The sequence below is a fragment of the Geomonas terrae genome (assembly GCF_004791675.1).
Lineage (GTDB): Bacteria > Desulfobacterota > Desulfuromonadia > Geobacterales > Geobacteraceae > Geomonas > Geomonas edaphica.
The window spans coordinates 969977-985532 of sequence record NZ_SRSC01000001.1; the positions used below are offsets into that span (position 1 = coordinate 969977).

Consider the following 15556-nt stretch of genomic DNA (forward strand, 5'->3'; position numbering starts at 1 on the left):
TCCGCCTGGCTGGAAAACACCTGCTTAAGATACACCCCCGCCACCTGCCCCGCAACGTGCCGCTTACCTCCCCTTTCGGCTTGACAAGCCGCCTCTTCGATACGATCATGTGGACCTCGTATACATCATTGTCATGCATGTCTCAGCGGAGGACACCCTTGGCAAGAAAAATCTTTGTAGCCGCATCGGGGCAGAACATAGGGAAGACCACCATCAGCGTTTCCTTGCTGCACCTGGCGCAGAAGAAGTACGGCCGGGTGGGTTTCATGAAACCATTGGGGCCCAAGCCGACGGTCCTGCGCGGGATCCCGGTCGACAAGGACGCCGCGTTGATCGCCCAGGTCTTCGGACTCACCAAGGACCTGCGTTACATGTCCCCGGTGGTGGTGTATCCGGACACGACGAAACAGGCGATCGACGGAAAGATCGACCTTCCCGAACTGGGCGAGCGCATACGGACCAGCTTCGCCGAGCTCGAAAAGCACTGCGACTTCATCGTGATCGAGGGTTCCGGGCATCCCGGCGTCGGCACCGTCTTGAACCTCTCTAACGCCCATATCGCCAAGATGCTCGACGCGCCGGTGTTGATGCTGAGCGGCGGCGGCATCGGGAACGTCATCGACACGCTCGCCATGAACACCGCGCTGTTCAAGCTGGAAAAGGCCGACGTGCGCGGCGTTCTGGTGAACAAGCTCTTTGCCGAAAAACGCGACGTCACCCTCGACTACCTCTCCCGTGCCTTCGCCGGCCAGCCTTTTTCCATCCTCGGCGGCTTCGATTATAAGCCCGTGCTGGCCAACCCTTCCCTGGGACGTGTGGCGCGCCTGCTCGATCTTCCCTTGAACGGCAACCGCCGCGAGGTGAAGAGAATCATCCATCACGTGCAGATCGGTGCAGCTTCCACGCAGAGGGTCACCGAGATGCTGCGCGATTCCTCGCTCCTGTTGGTGACGAGCAGCCGGGACGAACTGCTGGTTACCATCGCCAACCTGTACCAGATGCCAGAGTTTCACCCGCTCATCGCCGGGTTGGTCATCTCGGGGGTCGCCCCCGTCAGCAGCATCACCCAGCGCATCATCGATAGGAGCAGGATTCCCTACTTCCGCGCCGACCAGACCACGACCGATCTCTATAAGATGATCACCGAAGATGTTTCAAAGATCACCGCGAAGGACACGGAGAAGCTCGCCCTGATCCGGTCCCTGGCCGAGGAGCGCCTCGACTTCGACGCCGTCGACGAGCTTTTCGCACAGTAAATAAAAAAGGCGGCCTCCTCTCGGATGGCCGCCTGTGCGTTCCCTGCTTCGGAACGGCGCGTCTTCTGCTTCCCTACTTCTTGTGGCAGTCGGCACACTTGGTCGGGCCTGCGCCCTTGTCCCCGTGGCATCCCTTGCAGGTCTTGTGCGCCCAGTCCTTGCCGAACCCTTCGATCTTGCCGGGGCCCTTTTCGTGGCACACCTTACAGTCCTTCAGGGTCTCCTGGTGTTTCTTGTGGTTGAAGGTCACGTTGCCGTTTTTGGCCTGGAGGGTGATGACATCGGCGGCCAGTACCGCTCCTGCGCTGAAGACGACGAGGGCTGCTGCGACGATTACCTTTTTCATGGATCTGCTCCTTTTCTTCTTGGTTTTTTGCTGCGGAACTGTGGTAAAAATAGCACCTGTCCTGCGGTTCCGTAACCGACATCTATAGCGATGCGACCCGATGTCGGGTCCTTTTTCGCCCATGTCGGGTCCCGATCGCCCTTTTTTTTCCCCCTCGGAGTGTACTGGAGATGGTGGACAGCACCGATAAAACGGAGAAGGGAGCTTCTGCCAGCATCGCCATCGACGGCACCAGGGCGAGGAACGTCCGGGAGGCGAAGAAGCTCACCCAGCTCTACGTAGCAAACGTGGTTGGTGTCACCACCGACACCATTTCACGCTGGGAAAACAACCGCTACCCCTCCATAAAGAGGGACAACGCCCAGAAACTCGCCGACGCACTCGAAGTCACCCTCGAAGAGATCCTGCGCGCGGAGGACCCGGAAGAACCGGACACGCAACCGGTTACCGCACAAGTCCCTTCCCGCAAGAGGGTGCTATTGCCGCTTTCCGTCCTCGCACTGCTGCTTCTCGGCACCCTGCTCTATTTTATACTGCGTCAACCCGCTCCTGCTCCGCGCGCCATACGCTGGGCACCACGCTTTGCCGCCCCGGGCGAGGTGATTCCGGTCCAGGTGAAGGTCGCCCGCCAGCCCGCCTCTCCTTTCGGTTTCATCCTCAGAGAACGGCTTCCCGCTGGGGCGCGTCTTGTCTCTGCCCTGCCCATTACCTCTTCGACCGAGTCCGAGGGTAAATGGCTCGTTCCTACCGGCGGCACCCCTGCCACCGTCTCCTATTCCCTGAAGGTCCCCTCCAACTTCCCAGCCGGCAAGGACGCCGCGTTCAAAGGGGAGCTCGTGGTCCACGGCGGCGAGGCATCCAACCGCACCGAAAGCGTCGGCGGCAGCACCTCGGTCCACATCGGCGCCTACCACTGGGCCGACAGCAACGGCGACGGACGCATCGACGACGACGAGATCATGCCGGCCTACTACATCTGCGAAGAGATGAAAGGGCTCGGCCTGGACTGGAAGACCATCGAGGCGATCTGGAGCGGCAAGGGGTACCGCTGGGATACCAAGAGCGGATACACCGTCCTCAAGTAATAGCCGCATCCCCTTCCTGATTTCACCTCCCGTCTCATAAACATCCCGCCGCCATCTTATTATTAGTTTTTTCTTTTCGTCCACATGCGCCGCATAAAAGGCATGGTAAACTGGAGTGCGTCGATTTCACAGAGGTTTACAACCTATAGACTCGGCGATGCGACGCCTTATTAATCATCGTGATGGGAGGAATCATGAAAGCATTGATCCTTAGCGCAGACAACTTCGAAGATAGCGAACTGCTCGTCCCCCTGTATCGCTTGCGTGAGGTCGGCTACTCCGTCGTAGTCGCCTCAGATAAAAGCGGCTCCATCCACGGCAAACACGGCTACGAGGTACCGGTGGACCGGGTCTTCACCGACCTGAACCCCGCCGACTATGCGGTACTCGTGCTACCGGGCGGAAAGGCCCCTGCCGCCATCAGAAACACCCCCGCAGTCCAGGAGATCGTCCGCGCCTTCATGTCGTCCAACAAGCCGGTCGCCGCAATATGCCACGGTCCCCAGATACTCATTTCCGCCGGGCTCCTCAAGGGGCGCAAGGCCACCTGCTACGAGTCGGTAGCCCCGGAACTGCGCGACGCCGGCGCGTCCTACGAGGACATCGAGGTACTGGTGGACGGCAACCTGATCACTTCCAGAAAGCCCGACGATCTCCCGGCTTTCTGCCGCGAGCTCACCAGGATGCTCAAAGCGCAGGGATAGAAGTTCTTTAAAGACGCAAAAAAAAGGCGGCTCCCGATCGGGGGCCGCCTTTTTTGTCGACGCTTGATGCTGCTGTTACTTGAGGTTCTTCTTGATCCGCTCCACCGCTTCGATGACGTTGTCGCGGTTGCCGAAGGCGGAGAGACGGAAGTACCCTTCGCCGGAGGGACCAAAGCCGCTACCCGGAGTACCTACCACGTTGCACTCGGTGAGGAGCTTGTCGAAGAAGTCCCAGGAGGAGAGCCCGGCCGGGGTCTTGAGCCAGATGTAGGGGGCGTTCACGCCGCCGTACACGGTGAGACCGGCGTCGGCCAGACCTTCGCGGATGATGCGGGCGTTCTCCATGTAGTAGTCGATGATTTCCTTGTTCTGCTTCCACCCCTCCTCGGAGTAGACCGCGGCAGCGGCCTTCTGGACCGGGTAGGAGGCGCCGTTGAACTTGGTGGTGGTGCGGCGCAGCCAGAGCTTGTTGAAGGAGTACCTTTCACCGATTGTCGTGGTCCCCATCACCTCTTCCGGCACGACCACGAGGCCGCAACGCACGCCGGTGAAGCCGGCGGTCTTGGAGAAGGAGCGGAACTCGATGGCGCACTTCTTCGCCCCTTCCACCTCGTAGATGGAGTGCGGGATGGACGGATCGGTGATGAAGGCCTCGTAAGCCGCATCGTAGAAGATGACGGCGTCGTTGGCGAGGGCGTAATCGACCCACTTCTTCAGCTCGGCCTTGCTTGCCACGGTACCGGTCGGGTTGTTCGGGAAGCAGAGGTATATGATGTCGACCTTCCCGGTCGGGAGGGACGGGATGAAGCCGTTTTCCTCGGTGCAGGGAAGGTAGACGATCCCCTTGTAATAACCCTTCTCGTCCGCCTCGCCGGTGCGCCCGATCATGACGTTGGTGTCGTTGTAGACCGGGTAGACGGGGTCGCCGATGGCGACGACGTTGTCGAGGGCGAAGATGTCGAGGATGTTGGCGCAGTCGCACTTGGAGCCGTCGGAGACGAACATCTCCTCGGTCTTCAGGTCAACGCCGAGCGGCTTGTAGGACTTCTCGATGATGGCGTTGATGAGCCAGTCATACCCCTGCTCGGGGCCGTAGCCTGCGAAGTTTTCCACGGTCGCGAGGTCGTCCACCGCCTCGTGGAACGCCTTGATGACGGCCGGGGCCAGGGGACGGGTCACGTCGCCGATCCCGAGACGGATCACCTTCGCCTCCGGGTTGGCGGCGGCGAAGGCGCGCACGCGGCGCCCGATCTCCGGGAAAAGGTAACCTGCTTTCAGTTTCAGGTAGTTATCATTTATCTTTGCCACGTATTTCCTCCAGAAATAAACTCTAAGGCGGCCGGTGGGTCGCCTGAATCTTTATCTAAGTCCGAGCACGTCCTGCATGTCCCAGACGCCGGGCTTCGCGGTCACGACCCACTTGGCGGCACGCACGGAGCCGCGGGAGAACATGTCGCGGGTGTGGGCGCGGTGGGTAAGCTCGATGCGCTCGCCCATGCCGATGAAGTACACGGTGTGCTCGCCGACGATATCGCCGCCGCGTACGGTCTGCATGCCGATCTCGTCGTGGGTGCGCTCGCCGCAGATCCCCTCGCGGTGGTAGTTGGCGACTTTGTTGTAGTCGCGCCCAAGGGCGTCGGCCACGACTTCGCCCATCCTCACGGCAGTCCCGGACGGGGAGTCCTTCTTCAGGCGGTGATGCGCCTCGACGATCTCCACGTCGAAGTCCTCACCGAGGATCTTGGCTACATCGGAGAGCACCTTGAAGCAGACGTTCACGCCAACAGACATGTTCGGCGCGATGATCACCGGGATCTCGCGTGCGAGTTCCGCGGCGAGGGCTCGCTCTTCCGGGGTGAAGCCGGTCGACCCGATGACGATGGATTTCTTGTAGAGGGCGCAGACTTCGAGGTTTTTCAGGGACACCTTAGGCGCGGTGAAGTCGATCAGTACGTCGCACCCCTGCACCACGGCGTTCAGGTCGTCGTTGATGGTAACGCCGATGGCGCCGAGCCCCGCGTTGTAACCGGCATCCTGCCCGACCATCGGGTGCCCGGGCCGCTCCAGAGCGCCGGAGAGCTCCACTCCTTCCGTTTCCTTGATGGCGGCGATGATGCGGCCACCCATGCGGCCGGCAGCCCCGCAAACAGCTATTTTAACCATTGGTTTCTCCATTTTGGTGATGTTACATGGCCGCGTAAGCGCGCGCAGGTTCGGGCGAATGATTATTCGCCCCTACAGAAGCACGTGCTTTTACACCAATAGGCCGACACAGCGCGGAGCATTAACGTAGGGGCGAATAATCATTCGCCCCTTCAGGCATTGCCCGCCATTCACGCCACTAGATGAGCTTGTATTCCTTCATGATGGAAATGAGCTTCGCCTTGTTGGCCTCCATGAGCGGGGCGAGCGGCAGGCGTACTTCGTCGCTGCACTTGCCCATCAGGGAAACCGCGGTCTTTACCGGCACCGGGTTGCTCTCGATGAACATAGCATTGGAGATCTTCAGCAGGTACAGGTGCAGCCTCCTCGCCTCTTCCATGTTCCCGGCGTTGAAGGCATCGACCAGCGCGGAGACTTCCTTCGGCATGATGTTGGCGGTCACCGAGATGACCCCCTTGGCGCCTGCGGCCATCATGGGGAGGGTGATGAAGTCGTCACCGGAGAGCACGTCGAGCTTGTCGCCGCAAAGTGCGAGCACCTCGGAGGCCTGCTGCAGCGAACCGGTTGCCTCCTTGATGGCGACGATGTTGGAGTGCTCGGCAAGGCGTGCAACGGTCTCCGGGAGGAGGTTCACACCGGTACGTCCCGGTACGTTGTAAAGGATCTGCGGCAGTGCCACGGCGTCGGCCACCGCTTTGTAGTGGCGGTAGAGACCTTCCTGGGAAGGCTTATTGTAGTAAGGGGTTACCAGCAGCGCACCATCGGCGCCCAGTTCTTTGGCGTGCTTGGTGATCTCGATGGCTTCGTGGGTGGAATTGGATCCGGTGCCGGCGATGACCGGGACCCTCTTGTTCACCTGCTCCACGACTATCTGGATGACCCTGTCGTGCTCTTCATAGCTCAGGGTGGAGGACTCGCCGGTGGTGCCGCAGGGCACGATGGCGTCGGTTCCGTTGGCAATCTGGAACTCGACCAGTTCCCTCAGTTTTTCTTCGTCCACCGCGTGGTTGTTGAACGGTGTTACGATCGCTACGATACTTCCGTGAAACATGGGCTACCTCCTTATGGTAACTATCCGATTGATTTAGTAATTTAAAGGAAAGTGGGGACGCTCTCGCCCTTGACCAAGTCAGCCAGGGTCTCGCGCTCTCGCACCACTTCGAATCTCTTTCCGTCGACCATCACTTCGGCCACCCGCGGGCGGCTGTTGTAGTTGCTGCTCATGGTGAAGCCGTAAGCGCCGGCAGACATGAACGCGATCAGGTCACCGGGCTGGAAATTCGGGATCTCCCGGTCCTTGACCAGGAAGTCGCCGGATTCGCAGATCGGACCGACGATGTCACCTTCGATGACCCCGCTTTGGTTTCTCACCACCGGACGGACCCCGTGGAAGGAACCGTACAGCGCAGGTCGGGCCAGGTCATTCATCCCCGCGTCGACGATGACGAAGTTCTTTTCTTCGCCCTGTTTAGTGTAGAGGCATCTGCCGACAAGAATGCCGGCGTTGCCTACTAGGTTCCTCCCTGGCTCGAAGAGCAGATGCAACCCGAGGTCTTTGGTCTCCTCGATAATCGAGGAGCCGTAGTCGGCGGGAAGCGGCGGCGCTTCATCGTTGTACTGGATGCCGAGGCCGCCACCCAGGTCAAGGTACTTCACGTCGATGCCCATGTCCCTGACGCCTTCTAAAAGGCGCTTCAGCTTCTTGATGGCGTCGACAAAAGGAGAAACCTTGGTGAGCTGGCTGCCGATGTGACAGTCGATGCCCAGGATCTCCAGGTTATTCATGCTCTCGGCGCGCTGGTACTGCCCGAGGGCGCGCTCGATGTTGATACCGAACTTGGCCTTCTTCAGTCCCGTGGTGATGTAGGGGTGGGTTTCCGGGTCGACGTCCGGATTGACGCGGATGGCGATGCCGGCCTTTTTGTTCAGGCGCCCCGCCACCTCGTTGATCCGGTCGAGTTCCTGCTCCGACTCCACGTTGAACATCAGGATGCCGGTTTTCAAAGCGTAGGCGATCTCGTCGTCTCTTTTCCCCACGCCGGAATAAACCACTTTTTTAGGATCTACGCCGACGGCCAGCGCCCGGTACAGTTCCCCGCCCGAGACGATGTCCACACCGCCGCCGAGATTTACGAAGGTCTTGAGAACGGCAAGATTGGAGTTGGCCTTCACCGAGTAGCAGATAGTGTGAGGCGCACCGGCAAAGGCGTCGTCCATCGCCTTGAAATGACGCTCCAGAGTTGCCCTGGAGTAGATGTAGACAGGACTACCTACTTCAGCAACGATATCTTTGATCGCGACCTCTTCTGCGAAGAGCTCGTCACCTTTGTACTGAAAGTGATGCATAAGTCATCCCCCTTCTGTTGAGGTGAAGTTGCCGTCGTAAACAAAAAAAGTTTTTATTTCTAACATATAAACCGTCAAAAAGTCAAAATAATGCTTTGCCGTATTCCCTTGTTGTCAGTGGGTCTTTTTGTCGGTTTAGTCGAGCGGACATTGGTTCGACGAGATCATACCTTCTTCAAAAGGACTCTCTCACCATTCCCTCTCCGGTTCCTCACTCCCTACTCTTGTGTTCCTCTTCTCTCACAACACTCACCACCACTATGTGAATTTATCCTAATTATGGGATTACGGTCTGCAGACCCGGACGGACTCGAGGTGAAGATTCGCAATCGGCACCTCGGATGTCGCCGGTTCCGATCAATTTGCACAAAATTTAGGCTTTAAATTTGGTACCAAAAACAGGCGATCTCGCCACACGACAAACACTGACCTTCTTTCACAAGCACAACCCCTAAAAAACCCCTTTATGCTCGCGTACAAAGAAATCCGTAAAAATTAACTATTTCTTAACTATTATCACCAGCGATCTGGCGTCTCCAGAGCAAGGGAGATTGAAATCGAGCACCGACTCGACCCTGGCTCCAAGTTTCTGCAGTTCCTCTTCAGCGGCCGACACCTCTTCGGCTGCGTTCTTTCCCTTCATGGCGACGATGCGTCCTTCCGGCTTCAGGACCGGCAGCGCCATGGCAACGAAGGAAGGTATATCCGAAAAGGCGCGGGAGACAACCCAGTCGAAATATTCGGGGTAGTCGGCGGCGAGCGTTTCCGCCCGGACATGCAGCGCATCGAAAGATTGGAAGCCCAGCAGACGCACCGCCTGTTTCTGAAAGCTGATCTTTTTCACCACTGCATCAACGGAGACGATGGCCAGATCGGGCTGCACCACCTTCACCGGGATACCAGGAAATCCTCCGCCGGAGCCGATATCAAGCATACGTGCCGGTCCGCGCACCACCTTCAAAAGGCTGAGCGAGTCTACAAGATGCTTCACCGCAATCCCTTCGTCATCGGTTATCGCGGTCAGGTTGATCTTGCGATTCCACTTTTTCAGCTCCTCGGCGAAAAGGTCCAGGCTCTTCAACTGCGCAGCAGTGAGCTCGATACCCAGTTCCGCGGCCCCTTTTTTCAGAAAATCCCTGGCGCGCTCGTTCATCGGCCGTACCTCGCCTTCAAAGCGATGGAAAGGATGGTGATGCCCGCAGGAGTGATGCCGGGGATGCGGGAAGCCTGGCCCAGGGTGTCCGGACGGAACTTCACCAGCTTCTCCCGCACCTCGGTGGAGAGGCCGGAAACGCTGCCGTAATCCATGTCGGCAGGGATCTTCGTCGTCTCCAGTTTGGCGGAGCGCTCCACCTGCTCAAGCTGGCGCTGAATGTACCCTTGATATTTGATCTGAATCTCGATCTGCTCGCGTACCTGTTCTGGCAGCGCCATGATCTCCGGGTAGATGCGGGAGAGGTCCTGACAGGTGAACTCGGGGCGGCGCAGCAACTGCTCATAGCTGATGGCGTTCTGCATGCCGACCAGCCCCCATTCCTCCAGCAATTCCTCACCAGCAGCCGACGGCGCCAGCCTTTCGCTGGATAGGCGCGCCAGTTCGGTATCGATCAGCTCTTTCTTTGCCAGGAAAGAGTTGTAGAGGAACTCCGGCACCAAACCGATCTCGTGCCCCTTCTCCCTCAGGCGCAAATCCGCGTTGTCCTCGCGCAGCAGCAGGCGGTATTCCGCACGGGAGGTGAACATACGGTACGGCTCTTTCGTGCCGAGGGTGACCAGATCGTCGATCATCACACCGATATAGGCTTCGCTGCGGCCCAGAACCAGCGGTTCCCTTCCCTGGACCCGAAGGGCTGCGTTGATGCCGGCCATGAGCCCCTGGGCAGCCGCCTCCTCGTAACCGGATGTCCCGTTGATCTGGCCGGCATGGTAAAGGTTGCGCACCAGCTTCGTCTCCAGCGAGGCGTGCAGCTGGATCGGGTTGACGTAGTCGTACTCGATCGCGTAGGCCGGTCGCATGATCTCGACGCGCTCAAGCCCCTCGATACTCCTGTAGAAGGCCCATTGGATATCAATGGGGAGCGAGGTGGACATGCCGCTCGGATAGACCTCGACCGTCTCGCGCCCTTCCGGCTCGATGAAGGTCTGGTGACGGTCCTTGTCCGGGAAGCGCACGACCTTATCCTCGATGGATGGGCAGTAGCGCGGCCCGATCCCCTCGATGATACCGGCATAGAGCGGGGAGCGATCGAGACCGCTACGGATGATCTCGTGGGAGCGCTCGTTGGTATAAGCAATGTGGCAGGGAACCTGGCTCTGTTCGATTCTCTCGGTCGAGAACGAGAACGGCACCGGGTTCTCGTCGCCGTACTGCTTTTCTAGCCTATCGAAGTCTATGGTTCTGCCGTCGAGGCGCGCAGGGGTACCGGTTTTCAGACGGCCCACGTCGAAACCGTAATCTTTCAGTCCGTCGGACAGGCCGATGGAGGGAAGGTCCCCTGCCCTGCCGCCCGGGTAATGGATCAAGCCGATATGAATCAGGCCGCGCATGAAGGTACCGGTGGTGAGAACGACGGTATTACCCATGAAGCGGACGCCGCCCTTGGTATCCACGCCGACCACCGCACCGTCTTCGATGACGAGCCCGGTTACTTCCACCTGCTTCAGATCCAGGTTATCCTGCTGCTCCATCACGTGCTTCATGCGCAGACGGTACATCTGCTTGTCCGCCTGGGCACGGGACGCACGGACGGCCGGCCCTTTCTTCGTGTTCAGCACGCGGAACTGGATGCCGGTCGCATCGATGTTACGCCCCATCTCACCACCCAGGGCATCGATCTCCTTCACCAGGTGACCTTTCGCCAAGCCGCCGATGGCCGGGTTGCAGGACATAAGGGCGATGGCGTCCAGGTTGATGGTGAGCATAAGGGTGGACTGCCCCATCCTGGAAGCAGCAAGCGCAGCCTCACACCCGGCGTGTCCCGCGCCGACCACAATCACGTCATATTTCTTGTCGTAAACTATCAAAACCTTACTCCATTCGCAGTTTGAGCCTTAGGAACGCATTACGAACCCGCCAGGGTTCCCTCAACGGGGATGTTACTGATCCCGATGCATGTTCCACGTGAAACAATGTTAAAAATACCTGTCTATTCAGCGTGTTGCACAACAACACCAAAAACAACAGCCTCATGTAACCGACGAAAGACTTACCCGGAACGATCAATGACTCATCGGATGCGTCCAACGACTCGTCATGTGCGTCCAACGACTCGTCATGTGCGTCCAACGACTCGTCAGGTGCGTCCAACGACTCGTCATGTGCGTCCAACGACTCGTCAGGTGCGTCCAACGACTCATCAGGTGCGATCAACGACTCGTCAGAAGCGATCAACGACTCGTCAGAAGCGATCAACGACTCGTCAGATGCGATCAACGACTCGTCAGATGCGATCAACGACTCGTCAGGCGCGATCAACCACTCGTCAGGCGCGATCAACCACTCGTCAGGCGCGACCAACGACTCATCAGGTGCTATCAACGACTCGTCCGGTGCGTCCAACGACTCGTCCGGTGCGACCAACGACTCGTCCGGTGCGACCAACGACTCGTCAGGTGCGACCAACGACTCGTCCGGTGCGACCAACGACTCGTCCGGTGCGACCAACGACTCGTCAGGTGCGGTCAACGACTCGTCCAACACGGCCGGTGATTCGTCACCACTGTTAACTGGTGAGCGAATCAGGTTCCGCAGTCATGTCCCTTCCCTTGGGAACTGGGCCGCCACAGCAAATACGTAATGCGTTAGAACCGGCGTAAGCCACTATAGTTTCGGTGAAAAGATAACCTGTTTCACGTGAAACATCAGCGTGCCTCTACTTCCCGATACAGAAGCTCGAGAAGATCCTATCGAGGATATCGTCCGCGGTGGTCTCCCCGGTTACCTCACCTACCGCGTCGAGCGCATCACGCAAGTCTACAGGAAGAACCTCCAGGTTCATACCGGCTTCAAGATTGCTGACGAAGGAGCGCAACGAGGTACGAGCCTTGAGCAGCGAATCCCGGTGCCGCGCCTTGGACACTGCGACATACTCGCGGCTGTCTATGGCGTGGCCATGCATGAAAGCATTGGTGATCGCGTCGCGCAAGGAAGGAACACCGGACCCGGTATGCGTGGAGATAGTGACCACGGGCGCGGAGAAATCTGACGGGAGCACAGCCACCGATGGCAGATCAGACTTGTTCTCTACCACGATACAACTCTTCGCACCAATGGCACGAAGAATGGTCGCATCGTCCTCATCAAATGGTGCGGAGCCGTCGATGACAAAAAGAACCAGGTCGGCTCTGGGTATGCGGTCCAGAGACAGCCGTACGCCTTCCTGCTCGACCTGATCATCCGACTCGCGGATGCCGGCAGTATCGAGGAGTTTGACGGGAAGGCCGTTTATGTTGACCACCTCTTCTATCAGGTCCCTGGTAGTGCCCGGTACCGAAGTGACGATGGCCCGCTTTTCCTTCAAGAGTGTATTGAGTAGACTGGATTTCCCTACGTTCGGCTTGCCGGCGATGACGACCGAAACCCCGTCGCGCAGCACCCTCCCCTCGTCAAACCCCTCTATCAATGAGTCCAGTTCAGCCAGTGCAGGCGAGACCTTACCGAGCACATCGGTTTCGACGGCAATATCGACGTCGTCTTCCGGAAAGTCGATAAGCGCCTCGACGTAGGCCAAGGCATAGACGATCCCGTCCTTCACCGTAGCGATCCGTTTGGACAAGAGCCCTTCGCGCTGGTGTTGAGCAAGTGCCAGGGAGGCATCGGTCCGGCTGGATATGACGTCCATGACGGCTTCCGCCTGTACCAGGTCGATCCGCCCATTAAGAAAAGCGCGCTTGGTGAACTCGCCGGGTTCCGCCAGACGTGCCCCTTCACTGATAACGAGATTGAGGATCCTGGAGACGACGAGAGTGCCACCGTGGCACTGGATCTCGACCACGTCTTCCCTGGTGTAGGAATTGGGCGCCTTCATATAGACAACCATGGCCTCGTCGACTAGGTCGCCACTTTCCGGAGTTACCACAGCGCCATAAGAAAAACGGTGGCTTTTTAGGCCACCGTTCGACTTAGCTTTGAAGATGCTCTCGGCGATCGGCAGGGAGGCAGGGCCGCTGATCCTTACGATCCCGATCCCCCCCTCACCTACCGCTGTGCTGATTGCTGCGATTGTGTCACGTACATACATTGTCGTATCCGTTTCGTGCTAGTCCGTTACCGTCTTGTTGATGTACATCTGCTGCGCGATGGTAAGCACGTTGTTAACCAGCCAGTAGATAACGAGGCCGGACGGGAAATTCAGGAACATGAAGGTGAAGACCACGGGAAGCATCAGCATCATCTTCGCCTGGACCGGATCCATGTTGGTCGGTGTCATCTTCTGCTGGATGAACATGGTGGCGCCCATGATGAGCGGGGTCACGTAGTACGGGTCCTTAGCGGAAAGGTCGGTGATCCAGAGGTAGAACGGCGCGTGCCTGAGCTCGATGGAGTACATGAGCGAGCGGTACAGGCCGAAGAACACCGGGATCTGAACCACCATCGGGAGGCAGCCACCCAGCGGGTTGACCTTGTGGGTCTTGTACAGTTCCATCACGGCGCGGTTCATCGCGTCGCGATCGTTCTTGTGCTTCTCCTTCAGCTCGTTCATCTTGGGCTGGATCTTCTGCATGTCCTTCATGGACTTGTAGCTCTTGTGCGTGAGCGGGAAGAACAGCGCCTTCAGGATGCAGGTGATGATGATGATGGCGATGCCGTAGTTGCCGGTGTACTTGTAAAGGAACTTGAGGAAGACCACGAGCGGCTTCGCAATGGCTGCGAACCAGCCGTAATCAATCACCTCTTCGAGCCGGCTCCCCTGCGCCTTCAGGATGTCGAGATCCTTCGGGCCGTAGTAAAGCGCGTAGCTGACGGAAGCGCTCTGCCCGGGGGCGACGCTGACGGCCGGAGATACGATATCCCTCAGCATGGAGTCGCTGCCGGGACGGGAGAGACGCACCTGCGCGATGCTCCCCTTCTCGGCGATGACGCTGTCCATGAAGTACTTGTCGGCGAAGGCGGACCAGAGAACACCCTTGTCGAATTGCACGGGGGCCTTGAGCAGGTTGTCGAGCTTCTCGCTCTTGACAGCATTGTCGGTGAGCGTGGACGGGCCGTAGACCTCGTAACGCCCCCCGCCGGCCTTCTGGTCAACGACACGTGCGTTCTGCAGCAGGTGCAGTGTACCGGATACCTGAGCGGCACCGGCATTCTGAACCTGCTCCACCAGGTCGATCCGGTAGGAATCACCGGAGAAGGTGTAGGTCTTCTTGAACACGACGCCTTGCGGGGTCGTCGTACTGAATTCGAGGGTCCCCTTGTTGGCGTTGGTCAACTGGAGATCATTGCCTGCTACGGCATACATCGAGTTCGGATTCAAACCGAGCTCGCGGGAGTCGCTCAGGAGGCTGAAGCGGTTGGCGGCTGTCTCGTCAACGAGAACGATCCCCTTACCCTTTGCCCCGGCAACGTCCTTGTACTTCTTAAGGACGAACTTCTTCAGACCGGCACCCTGGGTGGAGAAGACCGCGCTGTAGAGATCGGTGTCGACGGTGATGTCACGCGCGGTGGAAGCAGGCTGTGCGGGAACTGCTATGGGAGCAGTCGGTGCAGCAGCTTGCGGTGCCGCGGCAGTAGCTGAGGTGGCTACCGTAGCGGAACTGACGGCCCCCTGCTTGGCTACGTTACCGGTAGGTGCAGGCTTCGCGGGAGGAAAGACAAAGGTATAAGCGTACAGAACCCCGATGGAGAGCAGTATCGCTACGATAAGACGTTTTTCCATTATATGCTCCTGGAGAGACTAGACTATTTGACCGGATCGTAACCGCCCGGGTGAAACGGGTGGCATTTCAGAATGCGCACTGCCGTCAGCCACAACCCTTTCAGAGGGCCGTATTTTTCCAATGCTTGTAAGGAGTAATGCGAACAGGTGGGGTAAAAACGGCAGGATGGGGCCTTGAGCGGAGATATGAATCTCTGATAGAGAACGACAAGGCCTTTGAGTATGCTAGTGACCATGTTTTTTACGCAGCCGCCCGAAGGCGGCTGCGAGCTCGGTTGAGATCTGGTGAAAGTCAAGCAAGTCCGCCCCTTTCTTGGCAACGATGTTGAAGTCGGCCAAGATGAAAAGAGACTTGTTCTGCCTGTAAAACTCCCGCAGCCTTCGCTTGATGAAGTTTCTGGCTACGGAGTTACCCACCTTCTTGCTAGCGGTAAACCCGACCCTTGTGACGCCACCGTCTTTCACCTTCCATAACAGCAGAAAATGCGGCGTGTGCATCTTCGATGCGCCGTCATTGAACTGCAGGAATTCGGGGCGTCTGCGCAGGCGTTCAGCTTTGGGAAAATCCGAGCAGGACAAAAAGTAGATTACTTGGTAGCAATGCCTACGGAAAGGCGCTTGCGCCCTTTAGCCCTTCTCCTCTTGATGACGAGACGGCCGTTCTTGGTGGACATGCGAACGAGGAAACCGTGGGTCCTCTTCCTGGAGGTGTTGCTCGGCTGGAAGGTTCTTTTCATCTTTATCTACTCCTTAAGTCTTGAGGTAACAATGCTTTTAAAGGCAA

Annotated in this window: 16 protein-coding genes; 3 read left to right on the forward strand and 13 right to left on the reverse strand. The window is 58.3% G+C overall.

The window, feature by feature from the left end; genetic code table 11:
- Positions 1 to 158 precede the first annotated feature (158 nt).
- Positions 159 to 1256 (forward strand): phosphotransacetylase family protein, encoded by a 1098-nt coding sequence (locus E4633_RS04060; RefSeq protein ID WP_135868972.1) that lies wholly within the window; start codon positions 159 to 161, stop codon positions 1254 to 1256.
- A gap of 73 nt (positions 1257 to 1329) precedes the next feature.
- Here E4633_RS04060 and E4633_RS04065 read toward each other — a convergent pair whose 3' ends face one another.
- Positions 1330 to 1602, reverse strand: a complete 273-nt coding sequence (locus E4633_RS04065) for a cytochrome c7 (protein ID WP_135868973.1) — start codon at positions 1600 to 1602, stop codon at positions 1330 to 1332.
- Positions 1603 to 1772: 170 nt separating this feature from the next.
- Here E4633_RS04065 and E4633_RS04070 point away from each other — a divergent pair, with 170 nt between their 5' ends.
- Both E4633_RS04070 and E4633_RS04075 read left to right on the forward strand, forming a co-directional pair.
- On the forward strand, positions 1773 to 2687 hold the full coding sequence (locus E4633_RS04070; RefSeq protein WP_135868974.1) for a helix-turn-helix transcriptional regulator: 915 nt from the start codon (positions 1773 to 1775) through the stop codon (positions 2685 to 2687).
- A 194-nt stretch (positions 2688 to 2881) separates the two neighbouring features.
- A complete protein-coding gene (locus E4633_RS04075; protein WP_135868975.1) occupies positions 2882 to 3391 on the forward strand; it encodes a type 1 glutamine amidotransferase domain-containing protein in 510 nt (169 codons plus the stop codon).
- A 75-nt stretch (positions 3392 to 3466) separates the two neighbouring features.
- Here E4633_RS04075 and E4633_RS04080 read toward each other — a convergent pair whose 3' ends face one another.
- The 12 genes from E4633_RS04080 to rpmH all read right to left on the reverse strand — a co-directional run bounded on the left by E4633_RS04080 (position 3467) and on the right by rpmH (position 15509).
- Entirely contained in the window at positions 3467 to 4699 is a 1233-nt protein-coding gene (locus E4633_RS04080) for an LL-diaminopimelate aminotransferase (RefSeq protein ID WP_135868976.1), read from the reverse strand.
- A gap of 51 nt (positions 4700 to 4750) precedes the next feature.
- Positions 4751 to 5554 carry a 4-hydroxy-tetrahydrodipicolinate reductase gene (gene dapB / locus E4633_RS04085; RefSeq protein WP_135868977.1) on the reverse strand — a complete coding sequence of 268 codons (804 nt, stop codon included), beginning with the start codon at positions 5552 to 5554 and terminating at the stop codon, positions 4751 to 4753.
- 178 nt (positions 5555 to 5732) lie between these two features.
- Positions 5733 to 6605 (reverse strand): 4-hydroxy-tetrahydrodipicolinate synthase, encoded by an 873-nt coding sequence (gene dapA / locus E4633_RS04090; RefSeq protein WP_135868978.1) that lies wholly within the window; start codon positions 6603 to 6605, stop codon positions 5733 to 5735.
- Between the two features lie 41 nt (positions 6606 to 6646).
- Positions 6647 to 7900, reverse strand: coding sequence for a diaminopimelate decarboxylase (gene lysA / locus E4633_RS04095; protein WP_135868979.1), 1254 nt, complete (start codon positions 7898 to 7900; stop codon positions 6647 to 6649).
- A gap of 499 nt (positions 7901 to 8399) precedes the next feature.
- Positions 8400 to 9053: a 16S rRNA (guanine(527)-N(7))-methyltransferase RsmG gene (rsmG, locus tag E4633_RS04100; RefSeq protein ID WP_135868980.1), complete on the reverse strand. Its 654-nt coding sequence runs from the start codon at positions 9051 to 9053 to the stop codon at positions 8400 to 8402.
- On the reverse strand, positions 9050 to 10924 hold the full coding sequence (gene mnmG / locus E4633_RS04105; RefSeq protein ID WP_135868981.1) for a tRNA uridine-5-carboxymethylaminomethyl(34) synthesis enzyme MnmG: 1875 nt from the start codon (positions 10922 to 10924) through the stop codon (positions 9050 to 9052). Before mnmG ends, rsmG begins: the two co-directional genes overlap by 4 nt.
- A gap of 4 nt (positions 10925 to 10928) precedes the next feature.
- Entirely contained in the window at positions 10929 to 11585 is a 657-nt protein-coding gene (locus E4633_RS20500) for a ribosomal eL19 family protein (protein ID WP_198419380.1), read from the reverse strand.
- Between the two features lie 187 nt (positions 11586 to 11772).
- Positions 11773 to 13140 carry a tRNA uridine-5-carboxymethylaminomethyl(34) synthesis GTPase MnmE gene (gene mnmE, locus E4633_RS04115; RefSeq protein WP_135868982.1) on the reverse strand — a complete coding sequence of 456 codons (1368 nt, stop codon included), beginning with the start codon at positions 13138 to 13140 and terminating at the stop codon, positions 11773 to 11775.
- An 18-nt stretch (positions 13141 to 13158) separates the two neighbouring features.
- Positions 13159 to 14772: a membrane protein insertase YidC gene (gene yidC / locus E4633_RS04120; protein WP_135868983.1), complete on the reverse strand. Its 1614-nt coding sequence runs from the start codon at positions 14770 to 14772 to the stop codon at positions 13159 to 13161.
- 23 nt (positions 14773 to 14795) lie between these two features.
- On the reverse strand, positions 14796 to 14996 hold the full coding sequence (gene yidD, locus E4633_RS04125; RefSeq protein WP_216629319.1) for a membrane protein insertion efficiency factor YidD: 201 nt from the start codon (positions 14994 to 14996) through the stop codon (positions 14796 to 14798).
- Between the two features lies 1 nt (position 14997).
- Positions 14998 to 15351 (reverse strand): ribonuclease P protein component, encoded by a 354-nt coding sequence (rnpA, locus tag E4633_RS04130; RefSeq protein ID WP_135868984.1) that lies wholly within the window; start codon positions 15349 to 15351, stop codon positions 14998 to 15000.
- Positions 15352 to 15359: 8 nt separating this feature from the next.
- A complete protein-coding gene (gene rpmH / locus E4633_RS04135) occupies positions 15360 to 15509 on the reverse strand; it encodes a 50S ribosomal protein L34 (protein WP_135868985.1) in 150 nt (49 codons plus the stop codon).
- Positions 15510 to 15556: the final 47 nt, after the last annotated feature.

Excerpts from the sequence above, each read along its gene's own strand:
- E4633_RS04065 (WP_135868973.1), bottom strand. The coding sequence starts at position 1,602 with ATGAAAAAGGTAATCGTCGCAGCAGCCCTCGTCGTCTTCAGCGCAGGA.
- E4633_RS04070 (WP_135868974.1), top strand. The coding sequence starts at position 1,773 with ATGGTGGACAGCACCGATAAAACGGAGAAGGGAGCTTCTGCCAGCATC.
- E4633_RS04075 (WP_135868975.1), top strand. The coding sequence starts at position 2,882 with ATGAAAGCATTGATCCTTAGCGCAGACAACTTCGAAGATAGCGAACTG.
- dapB (WP_135868977.1), bottom strand. The coding sequence starts at position 5,554 with ATGGTTAAAATAGCTGTTTGCGGGGCTGCCGGCCGCATGGGTGGCCGC.
- dapA (WP_135868978.1), bottom strand. The coding sequence starts at position 6,605 with ATGTTTCACGGAAGTATCGTAGCGATCGTAACACCGTTCAACAACCAC.
- lysA (WP_135868979.1), bottom strand. The coding sequence starts at position 7,900 with ATGCATCACTTTCAGTACAAAGGTGACGAGCTCTTCGCAGAAGAGGTC.
- rsmG (WP_135868980.1), bottom strand. The coding sequence starts at position 9,053 with ATGAACGAGCGCGCCAGGGATTTTCTGAAAAAAGGGGCCGCGGAACTG.
- mnmE (WP_135868982.1), bottom strand. The coding sequence starts at position 13,140 with ATGTATGTACGTGACACAATCGCAGCAATCAGCACAGCGGTAGGTGAG.
- yidC (WP_135868983.1), bottom strand. The coding sequence starts at position 14,772 with ATGGAAAAACGTCTTATCGTAGCGATACTGCTCTCCATCGGGGTTCTG.
- rpmH (WP_135868985.1), bottom strand. The coding sequence starts at position 15,509 with ATGAAAAGAACCTTCCAGCCGAGCAACACCTCCAGGAAGAGGACCCAC.